14 protein-coding genes are annotated in these 12,434 nt (G+C 40.2%); 7 read left to right on the top strand and 7 right to left on the bottom strand.

The window, feature by feature from the left end; all coding sequences use genetic code 11:
• Positions 1 to 145: 145 nt before the first annotated feature.
• Together RMZ95_RS22355 and RMZ95_RS22360 are read right to left on the bottom strand one after the other, a co-directional pair.
• The gene (locus RMZ95_RS22355; RefSeq protein ID WP_322674975.1) at positions 146 to 538 is read right to left on the bottom strand and encodes a translation initiation factor; all 393 of its coding nucleotides are present in this window, start codon (positions 536 to 538) and stop codon (positions 146 to 148) included.
• A 90-nt stretch (positions 539 to 628) separates the two neighbouring features.
• Complete coding sequence (locus RMZ95_RS22360; protein ID WP_322674976.1) at positions 629 to 1,111, bottom strand: hypothetical protein; 483 nt, start codon at positions 1,109 to 1,111, stop codon at positions 629 to 631.
• A 331-nt stretch (positions 1,112 to 1,442) separates the two neighbouring features.
• Between RMZ95_RS22360 and RMZ95_RS22365 the strand changes: the two genes are divergently transcribed.
• The 5 genes from RMZ95_RS22365 to RMZ95_RS22385 all read left to right on the top strand — a co-directional run bounded on the left by RMZ95_RS22365 (position 1,443) and on the right by RMZ95_RS22385 (position 6,157).
• Positions 1,443 to 2,132 (top strand): hypothetical protein, encoded by a 690-nt coding sequence (locus tag RMZ95_RS22365; RefSeq protein WP_322683606.1) that lies wholly within the window; start codon positions 1,443 to 1,445, stop codon positions 2,130 to 2,132.
• Positions 2,133 to 2,195: 63 nt separating this feature from the next.
• Positions 2,196 to 4,109, top strand: a complete 1,914-nt coding sequence (locus RMZ95_RS22370; protein ID WP_322683607.1) for a P-loop NTPase fold protein — start codon at positions 2,196 to 2,198, stop codon at positions 4,107 to 4,109.
• On the top strand, positions 4,106 to 4,531 hold the full coding sequence (locus tag RMZ95_RS22375) for a DUF1802 family protein (RefSeq protein WP_322683608.1): 426 nt from the start codon (positions 4,106 to 4,108) through the stop codon (positions 4,529 to 4,531). The genes RMZ95_RS22370 and RMZ95_RS22375 overlap by 4 nt, the downstream gene beginning before the upstream one ends.
• A complete protein-coding gene (locus RMZ95_RS22380) occupies positions 4,482 to 4,823 on the top strand; it encodes a hypothetical protein (RefSeq protein WP_322683634.1) in 342 nt (113 codons plus the stop codon). The genes RMZ95_RS22375 and RMZ95_RS22380 overlap by 50 nt, the downstream gene beginning before the upstream one ends.
• A 674-nt stretch (positions 4,824 to 5,497) precedes the next feature.
• The gene (locus tag RMZ95_RS22385; protein WP_322683609.1) at positions 5,498 to 6,157 is read left to right on the top strand and encodes a Nif11-like leader peptide family natural product precursor; all 660 of its coding nucleotides are present in this window, start codon (positions 5,498 to 5,500) and stop codon (positions 6,155 to 6,157) included.
• Positions 6,158 to 6,374: 217 nt separating this feature from the next.
• Here RMZ95_RS22385 and RMZ95_RS22390 read toward each other — a convergent pair whose 3' ends face one another.
• The 3 genes from RMZ95_RS22390 to RMZ95_RS22400 all read right to left on the bottom strand — a co-directional run bounded on the left by RMZ95_RS22390 (position 6,375) and on the right by RMZ95_RS22400 (position 8,887).
• Positions 6,375 to 7,961, bottom strand: coding sequence for a glucose-6-phosphate isomerase (locus RMZ95_RS22390; protein ID WP_322683610.1), 1,587 nt, complete (start codon positions 7,959 to 7,961; stop codon positions 6,375 to 6,377).
• A 296-nt stretch (positions 7,962 to 8,257) separates the two neighbouring features.
• Positions 8,258 to 8,515, bottom strand: a complete 258-nt coding sequence (locus RMZ95_RS22395) for a cytotoxic translational repressor of toxin-antitoxin stability system (RefSeq protein ID WP_251959737.1) — start codon at positions 8,513 to 8,515, stop codon at positions 8,258 to 8,260.
• Between the two features lie 174 nt (positions 8,516 to 8,689).
• Positions 8,690 to 8,887 carry a hypothetical protein gene (locus RMZ95_RS22400; RefSeq protein ID WP_104907481.1) on the bottom strand — a complete coding sequence of 66 codons (198 nt, stop codon included), beginning with the start codon at positions 8,885 to 8,887 and terminating at the stop codon, positions 8,690 to 8,692.
• 247 nt (positions 8,888 to 9,134) lie between these two features.
• Here RMZ95_RS22400 and RMZ95_RS22405 point away from each other — a divergent pair, with 247 nt between their 5' ends.
• Both RMZ95_RS22405 and RMZ95_RS22410 read left to right on the top strand, forming a co-directional pair.
• Positions 9,135 to 10,268 carry a branched-chain amino acid ABC transporter permease gene (locus RMZ95_RS22405; protein WP_322674984.1) on the top strand — a complete coding sequence of 378 codons (1,134 nt, stop codon included), beginning with the start codon at positions 9,135 to 9,137 and terminating at the stop codon, positions 10,266 to 10,268.
• On the top strand, positions 10,258 to 11,040 hold the full coding sequence (locus RMZ95_RS22410; protein WP_322663497.1) for an ABC transporter ATP-binding protein: 783 nt from the start codon (positions 10,258 to 10,260) through the stop codon (positions 11,038 to 11,040). The genes RMZ95_RS22405 and RMZ95_RS22410 overlap by 11 nt, the downstream gene beginning before the upstream one ends.
• Before the next feature lie 195 nt (positions 11,041 to 11,235).
• Here RMZ95_RS22410 and RMZ95_RS22415 read toward each other — a convergent pair whose 3' ends face one another.
• Entirely contained in the window at positions 11,236 to 11,826 is a 591-nt protein-coding gene (locus tag RMZ95_RS22415) for a Uma2 family endonuclease (RefSeq protein ID WP_322674985.1), read from the bottom strand.
• 43 nt (positions 11,827 to 11,869) lie between these two features.
• Positions 11,870 to 12,430: a metalloregulator ArsR/SmtB family transcription factor gene (locus RMZ95_RS22420; protein WP_322683611.1), complete on the bottom strand. Its 561-nt coding sequence runs from the start codon at positions 12,428 to 12,430 to the stop codon at positions 11,870 to 11,872.
• Positions 12,431 to 12,434: the final 4 nt, after the last annotated feature.

The following is a 12,434-nucleotide window of genomic DNA, read 5'->3' on the forward strand; positions in this document are numbered from 1 at the left end:
TTTTATATTAGGTTTATGTCCTAAACTACTTGGCGACAGCTATAGCAGCCAAAATAAAAGACAGTAGGTTCTAATCCCACTGCCTTATTTGTTATTCCAAAATTCATCACCTTATGAAAACCAATATCACCAGATTGGTTTTGCGTTAACGGCGGTAATCTTGATCTGCGGGGTCGCCGTAGGGGTCTTCGCTGGCTGGGCGGACATCACCAAATTCCCCTGTGTCTGCGGGGTCGCCGTAGGGGTCTTCACTAGCTGGGCGAACATTGCCATAAGACGAGATATCTGCGGGGTCGCCGTAGGGGTCTTCACTAGCTGGGCGAACATTGCCGTAAGACGAGATATCTGCGGGGTCGCCGTAGGGGTCTTCACTAGCTGGGCGAACATTGCCGTAAGATGCTGGGTCTGCGGGGTCGCCGTAGGGATCTTCGCTAGCTGGACGTACATTGCGATCGCGGAATTCGGCATCTTGATCGGCTTGATCGCTGTTCGATCCCAAAAGTAAGTCTTTCGCCTTTCGGAAAAATTCATTTACCATAATCTGTCTCCTGATTTAAGTTCGTGTTTCCGACGGGCGCGATCGGCGTTATCCTCCAGGAAACCCGCTTTGTACACACGCTTCGCCGATCTAGAGTGCTGGAGCTGCGGATGAAGTTATACCAGTTAGATCGCGACCTGTAGCACTCCGGTTATAGCCTTGGAATTCCCGATACTTTTGTGCCTCAGATTCTGGTACTCGAATTCCTTCTGCTGGTGGCGTTACCCAGTGAGCGCGATGTTCAGCATCACGGTAATATACACGTCCGTTCTTGGAAAGATAGTACTTACCTTGCGCTCCTTCTTGGGGAGCATTTTTATGTTGGTTGTAGAGGTAATAAAGTCCCGCAGCACCCGCCAAAATAGCAACTTTCTGTCCTGTAGACAAGCCCTTCTTCGCTTCGGTTTGGCGATCGCTCACTGTTCTACCGACGGTATCATCAACAGGTGGTGGTGCTGAAGCTTTTTGGGAACCGCCTCCACAGCTACTCAGCAAGGGTACCATTAGCAATGCCGAAAGCAGCACTGCAAATAGACGCGAAACTATTTTACGTTCTTTATATATTGTGTTCATTGGATTTCTTCATCACCTGTATTTGCTAAAAGCCTTGCTGTTGCAAAAACCAAGTTAGAAATCCTGTTATTTCACCTGGGATTGAAAAAACATATTTCACTTAATTTGTAACTGCACCAGCTACAGCGTTTCACTTTCATGATGATTGGTTTTTTCAAGTCTTCCATCCTGCCTTTGAGAGAAACTGCATTCATCCCAAAGAAATATATTGTTGATTTTTTCTAAATCTATTTAGCTGAAATATTCAGCAATTTCTCGGTTATTTTTTCTATGTAAATATCTTAGAAAGATACAGTTACTATGATGCTTTTTGTCAAAAAGTACACTCAATATGACATCAAAAAATACTAGCACTCGTCTTCTTTTGGCTTTGTGGGATTTGGGAGGAACGCAGCAGGAAGTTAAGAAGGGTCAACTCACTAAGCGAATTGTAGCCAAAAGCCAGAAGGTGGCAGATTATCAGGGTTTATTCGAGGAATTACAGAAGCAGGGTGCGATCGCAATTTCCAAAAAGGGATATTCTCTGATATCTCCCAAGGGTTTAGAGGTATTGGGCGAGGGTTTGAAAAGTGGCGATTTTAAGTTTGAAGAGACAACTGTTAGCACTTGGGTGGCGAATGCATTGGTGAAGTGGATTAGTCAGATAGATGTTGCGGTAGTTGGTGCAGATGTACCAGTTAATGGGAAGAGTGCGTTAGCCGAGCTTTCTATTCGCGTAGCGTCTCGAAGAGAAGGAATCGCATCTTACGACGAGTTTAAATCTGTGGCGTTGGAAGTCTACGACAAGCTGAACCAAAACTATAACCTAGATGATCTTGTGCCAATTTATCGTATCAGGAGAGAAATAGGCGATCGGGTTAGTCGTGAAGATTTCAACACATGGCTGCTAGAAATTCAGGAGAAGGACATTTTGCAACTTCAGGGTGGAAGCATAGAAGATAGTGCCCCCGACAAGATTGAAGATTCTATTACTACTAAAGTCAGTGGATTGCGCTGTTATGCTAAACGCCTCAATTTTTAAACTAAGTTACTCGGTTTTTTCCCCTTTTATTTTTTAGTAATTATTTTCAGAAGATGCACAATCATGATTAATTCTTTTTCTTCATACTCAGACATCAACAAAGCTATTACAAGTCATAACCCATTTGATAGATCACTAGTACTCAGAAATTATGATATCTGGAACCAAACTTTTCCTGATGTTCCTTCCATAAATGCTCATGCATCAGATGCTGTTTATCAGGCAATAGAGCAAATCAGCACAGGAAAACGTTCAGTTATTGGTATAACTATTAAAGCTGAAAAAGGACTGGGTAAAAGTCACTTAATGAGTCGGATTCGTCACCATATTCAGGATGAAGGTGATAGTTTTTTTGTCTATATGAGCGAAGTTGATTATGGTGACTTAAACAAAATACATTCTAAATTTCTAAACACATTGACATCTAGTCTAAAACAAGCTGGTAATCAAAGTGTAATGCAATGGCAAGAGATCGCAACTACTTTAGTCAATGAGGTATATAAGTCAAGCTACACTCCTCAAGAGTTAATGAAGCGATTTCCTGGCGTTTTAGCTCAACATCCCAAGAGAGTTGATGCCTTGACTGCTAAAGTACTGAAACTTAAGTCAAATATTGAAAATCCTTATTTGATTCAGGCTATCCTATGGACACTTTCTTTAGATAAAGTTTCATTTGCAACTAATTGGCTTGCTGGCAGAGATTTAGCACAGTCACAAGCGGACTCTATGGGATTACCAAATACTAGCCAAGACGATAAAGAAGCTGAAGCATTCCAAACAGTATGCCAAATTTTAGACTTAATTGGTGATTACAGGACAATAGTCATCTGCTTTGATGAGTTAGAAAGCCTCAATTGTAATGAACAGGGTTTTACAAGAGCACAGGTTATTGCTCTGTTTGCAAAAGATATATACAGCAGAATTAAACGTGGGGTATTAATTCTAGCTATGTTCGATGAAACTTGGACGCAACAAGTTAAAGTTGTACCACAAGCAGATTCAGTTATTGATAGAATTGGTGAAAAGAAATTTGATTTAAGGCATCTTAATAGTGATGATGTAGTAACTCTTGTTTCACACTGGCTGAAAGATTTTTATGATACGAATAACTTAACTCCGCCTCATCCTGTTTATCCTTTTGATGAAAATAATTTACGAGAGCTTGGTAAAGAAAAACCAATAATTAGAAAGGTTTTACAGTGGTGTACAAATAATTGGAGTTTACCCGGTATTTTAAGACCACCAGTAGATCCAGCTCCACTACATAAAATTGAACAAGCTTTTAATAAAGAACTTGCAGCACTTGATAACACAATAGAAAATTACTTTGAAGACAGTAATACCATAGCTGATGCTATAAGTTTTTGTTTATTAACTCTGAAAGGCGCAACTGTAGAGAGAGTAAAAATTGATGAGGTTGAGGAAGTTATAGTCAAAAGTGTAGACAAAGGCTACCTCAACTTTAGAATTATTGGTAAGGAAGACGGAAGAGTTGTCAAAATAGTAGTAGCAGTTGTGCAAGAATCTAGCAATAAATTTGTAAGTGCTGCATTGAAAAGGTTAATAGATTATAAAAAATTTGATATGACTCGTGGCTGCTTAGTTCGTGCTAAAGATGTGAAACCTAATACGAAAGGAAAAGAACATTTAGATGAACTACTTTCTAAAAATTTAGGAGGAGAATTTGTAAAGCTTAATATTGAGGATATTAAGCCTCTTTTAGCTATTTTATTTGTTAAACAAGCTTGCAAAGATTATGAAATTAGTGAAGAGGAAATTTCTCAGTTTATAGTTAAACACAAAATTGCAGTTGATAACTACTTAATACGTGAAATTCTAAGCGATCCATCTGGTCAAATTCCCAGTGGCTTAATAAATGAGGAATGTGTTGCTGAAACTCAGCCTATACAAAATCAAAATGTAACCAAACAACTAGATGATATGCTTGATAATTTAATGATTAAACTTGGTTTATGAGTAATCTAATTTTGCTCAATACTGCCTTATGTCTACCTTCTCCCGATGTTGAAGGTTTGCTACAGGGTCGAATAATTATAGCTCTACCCCGGACATTTATTCATCCGGGGCGTTCCTTTGCTCTCTATCCGTCTGAAAACTCAACCAATGTGTTACCCAATGAAGAATACTACAAGTCAAATTTATTGACGGTTACACAGAAAAGTATTACTCAAATAAGTTCGGAAACAGTTTGTATTCAATCTTGGGGTAAGTGTGAACTGTGCCAAATCGTAAATAACTCAGAATCGTTAAAAGCTTTGTCACAATTAAATATTTGGACAACAAAAGGATTACAAGAGATTTTGCTGCAAAGGAAGCATATCTTTCAATTTGTTAGAACTAAAAGAGTGTTTGCAACAACCTCCCTTTGGTTTAGCTGAAGATAAAATTAATACTTATATTTATAAAGTTGAACAATCTATAAAGTTGCGATCGCACATTACCCAGCTTGTCAAAAACTATTTAGAAAATTCAGGTATAGAATCTGCTGGTGTTGAAGCTCTACATGGTGCGTATTTCGGCTCACATCCGCCACAGCGAATACAAACACCAGAAATGCACGAAATTCTGATTGAGCTTTCCTCACCTTTAACAGGCTATTTAGGACGAATTAAAGGTAGTGATTGGAAGAGCGATCGCTTTTACTTTCTCGGCAATTTACTTATTAACTAAAAATAGTACAATATATCTCTTTTCTGCCCTCTAAGTTCTCTGCGTCTTCTCTACGAGACGCTCTTGCTAGCTTGCTTCTCCGTAGGAGTAGGCGGTTCGTTTAAAAATAACTGAAGTGTGAGCGATCGCGATTCCATTTATTTCAAAGTTAAGATACACAGCCTGATAATTCAATAATCCCATTTTTTAATGCTGCCTTAACTTTATTTTAGAGGAAGACAAAGGCGATCGCTTGATTTACCTATGTAATTATACTATTTTTGTAGCTATAAAAAATACTTTTATTTACCTCTCGTCTTCTCTACAAGACGCTATACTTAGCTTTCATCTCCGTAGGAATATGCGGTTCGTTTCAAAATAACTAAAGTACAGATTGCTTTACAATTAATTACTTCATGAATAATTAATATTATCTATTGACTTAATTTTATTTTATGAGAAGCAATAAAAATCTTAGTTGCAGCCCACCACAAGGCATCGCAGTCTTTCATACTTTTCTCAGTAAGTACTATTTATAGTTACAAACCTTACAAAAAATTTATACTTAGCCACTGTGTAGTTTGATTTACATAAAATAAAGATTTAGTACTGTCGAAGAAACACATTATACTTACTACACTGGTGTTCATTAATCACAAATCCCTAACAAGTTGAAAACTTAGGCAAGATGACCCATGTATTATCAAATTTGGAATTTCTTTCTTAAAGAAGATAAATACATTTATTGGAAAGAAAAAATAAAAGTTAACAAAAACTTTGACAAAGTGACATGGCAAAAGATTATTGATTTCTTGTCACTAGTAGAGCAAACTTTCCAGTTGAAAAGTCAACTAGCAGAAACAGATAGCCTTGAGCCGTTTCTCAAGTTAGCAAGAGAAAACGGTTATAATTTGACCGCAGAAGAACTTGCCTGGTTTCTAGTTACGAGAAGACAGATTTGGGATCTTTTCGATATTGCCCAAAAAACGCCATCTCTCAAAGAAGAATTACTAATAGCTAAAGAGCCACAACAGTTCATCGACATCGCTGCCGAAAATGGCTATTACTTTTCTATAGATGAGTTAGCATGGCTGTTAATTGACATCAAATCATCATCAGATTTAGTATCTATTAACAACAGCGTTGGAGAAATTCTCACAGTATCAAGCTACGGCAGAATTGAAACAGGATACTGGATTTGGCTAGCAGAACATTGGGGAATCGTGCCACCATTTTGTCATCGGGATAAACCCAGCACTTTCTTATGTCAAAATCTCAACAATCCTTTTTTACCCGATCGCTGTTTTTTACCCAAGAGTTACTTTAATCAACGCCTGATGGCAATTCATAATTAAAAGAATTCGTAATTAGGCAAAGGAAGAGAAAAAGCAATACTTAGACGAAACGGTATTGAGCGATCAAACTTAATTACGAATTACGAATTACGAATTACAAATTATACAGTGAAGCATCCTAGACAGAAGATATATCTTCTATTTAGGATGCTTCACAATAAAAAATTGTTGTTGAAACAACAATTTTGGACAAAATCTAAGATTTAGATTAGAGCTATCAGCTAGCAGAAACAGTCAAACTACCGGGTTTCTGAAGATTGCCTTGCAAAATCACACCTCGTTGATTGGCATGGATGTGACGCAAAATCTTGTAAATTGCCTCAACTTGGTCTGATGCGCCTGCCTTCTCGGCGAGTTCGTCAAGAGAAAGGGGAGTTTTTTCTTTTTGTAGTACTGCTACCACTCGTGTTTGCAAATCGAGAATGGAGGCGGCAGCTTTTTTGCCAGCTTCTACTCCTGGTTGATGGTAGGCGTTGACGTTGACCAAACTAGCATATAAACCAACAGCACGTTCATACAAAGCAATTAATGCCCCTACAATTCGGGGATTAACTTGGGGAATCGTGACTGTAATGGAATCGCGGTGATTTTCATAAAGCGCTTGTCGGGTTCCTTGGAGAAAACCGGAAAGATAATCGCCTGATGTAACTCCTGGATCTATTTCAGTAGATGATCCTTGACGATCTTCCAACACTTCGATGAAGGTAGCAAAGAAATTCGCTACACCCTCGCGTAACTGCTGGACATAAGCGTGTTGATCTGTTGAGCCTTTGTTGCCATAAACGGCGATACCTTGATGGACAACATTGCCGTCTAAGTCTTTTTCCTTACCCAAGGATTCCATCACCAGCTGTTGCAAATAGCGACTGAATAAAAATAAGCTGTCCTTGTAAGGTAGAACAACCATATCTTTTTCGCCCTTTCCGTTACCTGCAAAGTACCAAGACAAAGCAAGCAAGGCTGCTGGGTTATTTTTTACATCTGGAACGCGGGTAGCGTCATCCATCTCTTTGGCGCCATCTAGCATAGCGCGAACATCAATGCCTTGTAATGCCGCTGGTACTAGCCCCACAGCAGACATTTCTGAGGTGCGTCCTCCTACCCAGTCATACATCGGAAATCTCGCCAGCCAACCTTCATCTTTGGCTAGCTTATCGAGGTTGCTATCAACGCTAGTAATTGCTACCGCATATTGGGCAAACTCCAAATTGTGTCCGGCATAAGCTTTTTTAACTTCAATCATGCCGTTGCGCGGTTCCGGTGTTCCCCCAGATTTGGAGATCACCAAAACCAAAGTGCTGGCGAGGCTATTTCGTAGATGATTGAGAACGCGATCGATACCTGCGGGATCGTTGTTATCGATAAAGTGAAGTTTCAGCGGCGGGAAATCAGGAGCGAGAGCTTCCGCAACGAATTGGGGGCCGAGAGCGGAACCACCAATACCAATGGAGATAATATCCGTGAAGCGGCTTGCTCTAGGAGGATGAATAGCACCTGTTTGGACTTTTTCCGCAAAGGCTTCGATTTGTTCTAAGGTTTGAACTATCTCTTGTGTAAGTTCTGGAGCTGGCGCTAAATCAGGATTTCGCAGCCAGTAGTGTCCAACCATGCGGTTCTCGTCAGGATTTGCGATCGCACCCTTCTCTAGTTGAGCCATATCCGCAAACGCCTTGTCAAACTTCGGCTGCAACGATTCCACAAAGGCATCATCGAACCGTATCCGACTCACGTCTAAGTACAGTCCCAATCCCTCGTGGAAATATAACCAGTTTTGGTATCGTTGCCAAAGTGCCCTAGCATCCATAGGGAAATCTCAAATAAAGTGTTTTTCAAAAACCAGTTTAATGTAAGGTTATAGCGATCCCTGCCTAGCCTTATACAGTTTACAGTTTTCAGTGTTCCTTTGACCGTGCCAATTTTAGATTTTAAATTTTAGATACTTCGACTCCGCTCAGTACAAGTTTTAGATTAAAAATTATTTCGGTTGATGCCCCGCACTTCTTTACCAGACGCTACCGCAAACGTGCCAAGAAAGCGAACGTAGGTGGAACAAATCCAAAATCCGCAATTCCAAAATCCAAAATTGATTGACTCTTGACTTTAAACATCTGGCATAGGGATGACACGCAGAAATTTCACAATTTCACCCCTAATTTCTATACCAATCAGATAATTGTCTAGGGTGAAGCGGTGAAAAATGCCTTCACTATCAAGCTGTCGCAGTTCTTTTAGATCGCTCAACTGCCACTTTTGGGCTAACTCAATAAAAACAAAATCATGTACCCGCTCGTAGGCGGCAGGTTCTAAATTCTTCAGGTCTAGCAAAAAAGACCTGGCATAGCGCATTTCCAGACTCACTGGGCGTTACCTTCACCAAAACTTGAGGGGCCACTGGCACTAGTACCGCTTTGCGTAATTCGTAATTCGTAATTCGTAAGTCGTAATTCGTAATTACTATTGCGTAAGGGTTTTAGACATTTCAAATGGGTGGCTTATTTACGCCAAACTTATGCTATCAAAAGCGCTGCTGAATCAGAAAAACATCAACAGTCTGACCGCTTCTTCATGGGTTAAGATATCCCACGGTTGCTGCGATCGCTTGACTTTTTGTATCGCTTTGAGCATATAAAAGTCATAATGTAAAGCTTCAAGAACATTCCAAATGTCTTGCAAATCGTCATCGCCTAATTGCTCGATTAAGTGATGCATTCTAAGTCGCAGCAAATTCATACGTCAATTATTCCCTACCACCAAACACCAACAATAAATAGTATTCCCATAAAATTAGCTACGCTCAAGCTACGCTAAAATTTATTCGCCCAGCGCGGGGGGCAGAGGGGCAGAGGGGCAGGGGAGCAGGGGAGATGAGGGGACAAGGAGATAAACAAAACTCTTAACTCCTAACTCAGCACTCAGCACTCCTAACGCCCAATGCCCAATGCCCAATGCCCAATTCCCAATTCCCAAATAATTTAATATGGTTGACTATCTCATTTTCTTAGCAATTTCTACAGCACTTTTTGCTTTATTCGCACTAGGACTGAATTTACAGTGGGGCTTTACGGGATTAATTAACTTTGGTCATATTGCTTTCATGACTCTGGGAGCATATACAACGGTATTGTTAAGCTTAAAGGGCGTACCCTTACTTGTATCAGCACTGGTTGGGGCAATTGTCGCTGCTTTGTTGGGTTTGATAATTGGTTTTGTAACTCTCCGCTTACGAGAAGATTATCTAGGAATTGTCACCATTGGTACGGGCGAATTAATTCGTTTGGTGGTAAATAATCAGGAATTACCTGTGGGTGACACTTGGGTTTCTGGGGCGTTTGGTGTGCAAAGTTATCCCATACCCCTATCCACAGAACCAAGTTTGTTTGTCAGATTAATAATGATTGGGCTTTTAACGCTGCTGGCTGCTGTAACTTTCTTTACTTTGTGGCAATGGATTCGCACCACTCAAATATCTCGAACTACTGATTTGGGCAAAAGGACGACTAGCAAGCAAGAATTTGCATCACGCTTGGGTGTGGGAATTGTGTTAGCACTTTTGGCGGCAGCGATTTATATTTCTGGGGTAATCGGATTGTATAACTACAACCCAAAAGCAGGTTTAATGCTGGTGTTGCTTTTGGTTTTAGCATTTGTATACTGGCGCTTAGAAATTTTGGTGCGATCGCCTTGGGGTAGAATTCTCAAAGCCATCCGCGAAGATGAAGAAATTCCCAAAGCGCTGGGAAAAAATGTTTTTTGGTATAAATTACAATCTCTCATGTTAGGCGGTGCGATCGCGGGTATCGCTGGTGCTTTCTTCGCTTGGCAACTGGGAGCCATTTACCCTGATAATTTTCAACCGCAGATCACCTTTGACACTTGGATTATGGTGATTTTAGGCGGTTCTGGGAATAATGTCGGCACAATCTTAGGTGCGGTAATTTTCTTTGCTTACGATGCACTAACGCGGGAAGTCTTACCCCGAATCGTTACCCTTGATGAAGCGCGTTTGGGTGCATTTCGGATCATGGTAATCGGACTAATTTTGATGGTACTGATGATTTGGCGTCCTCAAGGTATCTTAGGGAAAAAAGAGGAACTCACCCTTGGTAAATAACTATTCATCTCCACTTCCCCTTTTGGCAGCCACTGGACTTTCTAAAAGCTTTGGTGGTGTCAAAGCAGTTAATGAGGCCAGAATCGAAGTTGCTAAAGGCAGCATTACGGGCTTGATTGGCCCCAATGGTGCTGGTAAAACTACTTTATTTAATTTACTCTCAAACTTCATCCGCCCAGATAAGGGACGAGTGATTTTTGACGGCGAACCGATTCACAATTTGCAACCATATCAAATCGCCCAGCAGGGGGTAATCCGCACCTTTCAGGTTGCACGGACTCTCTCGCGGTTATCGGTGTTAGAAAATATGCTGCTGGCGGCGCAAAAACAAACGGGTGAAAATTTTTGGCAGGTGCAGTTGCAACCGCACATTGTTGCTAAGGAAGAAAAGCAATTGCAAGAGCGAGCAATGTTCCTGTTAGAGTCAGTAGGCTTGGCCAAAAAAGCACACGATTACGCAGGTGGCTTGTCTGGTGGACAACGCAAGCTGCTAGAAATGGGGCGAGCGCTGATGACTAATCCCAAGTTGATTTTGTTGGATGAACCGGCGGCTGGGGTGAATCCGAAACTGATTGATGATATTTGCGATCGCATTATCACTTGGAACCGTCAAGATGGCATGACCTTTTTGATTATCGAACACAATATGGATGTGGTTATGTCCTTGTGCGATCGTGTTTGGGTACTTGCCGAAGGGCAAAATTTAGCTGACGGTACGCCAGCAGAAATTCAAACTAATCCCAAAGTTTTAGAAGCTTATTTGGGAAAATAGAGTGTGATTGACTTTCTGTTTATGCAATGTATTTAGCGATCGGACTTTGGACAAATAAAAGTACATAAATACTGTGACTTGTCCAAAGTTAAAGTGAACACTATTAATGGTGTTTAGATTAGAGTAATCGCTAAACAATTTCAAGTTAATTTTTTTGACTGAATCAGCATTCGAGGTGAATCAGAGCTTTATTTTTTAATCTTCGTTATTTTCTGCAAAATTTACTTGCTCATAAAGGTCGCGCAATTCAATTTGAAAATCAACCGTTTGCAGTGATAAAATTGCAGATTCATGTTCAAGTTCAGTGAATGACCATTGACTTTCCGCAGTTTTTACATATTGCATCACATGATACTGATATTGGTCAATTAAAATATATTCCTTGAATTCGGGAATAGAGCGATAATAAAGAAACTTATCGCCTTGGTCATAATTTTTAGTCGATTTAGATAAAACTTCAGCAATTAACATCGGGTTCATAACCGTTGTTGTGCTGGTTCCTGTATAAATAGGTTGTCCCTCAATCACCATCACATCAGGATATGTATGTTGACGATAACGGGGTATCCATAAACGCACATCACCAATATAAACATCATAATTTTTACGCCTTAAAGTAATTTTTAAGGATGCAGCTAAATTTAAAGCAATTTTATTATGATTTGTAGTGCCACCCGTCATCGGTACAATTTCTCCATCACGGTATTCGCTTTTATATTCTGCTTTTTCTTCAAGTTCTAAATACTCTTCAGGTGTATAAGAAAATTTTTGTGTTTCTAACTGCATAAAAATACAACCTATGATTGTGCGGTTTGCTCATCTCTCATATCTATGTTGTACGCCAATAAATCCCATTCTCTCGCTGCATTAACTTGCAAGCAATGAACTCCCGTCGCAGGGTGGCGCAGTCGGGATGGTAGCGTTTAAGAATGTCATTTACCAGGCGTTCAGGGTAGTTGACTCCTATATCAAACTGGTTTGCTAACCACTTGAGAATTACTAGACGCTTTTTGCGACTAGCGGGAATTTCCTTAAGGTATCCACCGTCGAAATAGTTTTTCAACACTTTGCTTTCCCAAGCTTCAGTATCCACATCCTCTATCAAGGATGCTATTTTTTCAGGTGTGAAAATTTCCTTGCTAATGCTTTGCAAAGCCTCACTATCCAATTGATATAGACGGCTATTACCTTCAGGACGCATTGTCACCAAATTTAGCTCTTTAAGTTTCGCTAAATGATGAGATACCGTCGGTTCCTTCAGTTGCAGTAACGCCGCCAATTCTTCAACGCTGCACTCCTGATTTGCCAGGATACCTACAATCTTCAATCGGCTATCATCCGCTAATGCCTTGAAAAAGCGGAGTAAGATGTTAAATTGCTCTGGTTGCATAACT

The sequence above is a fragment of the Nostoc sp. DedQUE07 genome, assembly GCF_034530975.2.
Lineage (GTDB): Bacteria > Cyanobacteriota > Cyanobacteriia > Cyanobacteriales > Nostocaceae > Nostoc.

What these genes read in the sequence shown, in the direction of transcription:
- RMZ95_RS22370 (WP_322683607.1), top strand. Translation starts at nt 2,196, where the DNA reads ATGATTAATTCTTTTTCTTCATACTCAGACATCAACAAAGCTATTACA.
- RMZ95_RS22375 (WP_322683608.1), top strand. Translation starts at nt 4,106, where the DNA reads ATGAGTAATCTAATTTTGCTCAATACTGCCTTATGTCTACCTTCTCCC.
- RMZ95_RS22355 (WP_322674975.1), bottom strand. Translation starts at nt 538, where the DNA reads ATGGTAAATGAATTTTTCCGAAAGGCGAAAGACTTACTTTTGGGATCG.
- RMZ95_RS22360 (WP_322674976.1), bottom strand. Translation starts at nt 1,111, where the DNA reads ATGAACACAATATATAAAGAACGTAAAATAGTTTCGCGTCTATTTGCA.
- RMZ95_RS22415 (WP_322674985.1), bottom strand. Translation starts at nt 11,826, where the DNA reads ATGCAGTTAGAAACACAAAAATTTTCTTATACACCTGAAGAGTATTTA.
- RMZ95_RS22390 (WP_322683610.1), bottom strand. Translation starts at nt 7,961, where the DNA reads ATGGATGCTAGGGCACTTTGGCAACGATACCAAAACTGGTTATATTTC.
- RMZ95_RS22400 (WP_104907481.1), bottom strand. Translation starts at nt 8,887, where the DNA reads ATGAATTTGCTGCGACTTAGAATGCATCACTTAATCGAGCAATTAGGC.
- RMZ95_RS22365 (WP_322683606.1), top strand. Translation starts at nt 1,443, where the DNA reads ATGACATCAAAAAATACTAGCACTCGTCTTCTTTTGGCTTTGTGGGAT.
- RMZ95_RS22420 (WP_322683611.1), bottom strand. Translation starts at nt 12,430, where the DNA reads ATGCAACCAGAGCAATTTAACATCTTACTCCGCTTTTTCAAGGCATTA.
- RMZ95_RS22385 (WP_322683609.1), top strand. Translation starts at nt 5,498, where the DNA reads ATGTATTATCAAATTTGGAATTTCTTTCTTAAAGAAGATAAATACATT.
- RMZ95_RS22405 (WP_322674984.1), top strand. Translation starts at nt 9,135, where the DNA reads ATGGTTGACTATCTCATTTTCTTAGCAATTTCTACAGCACTTTTTGCT.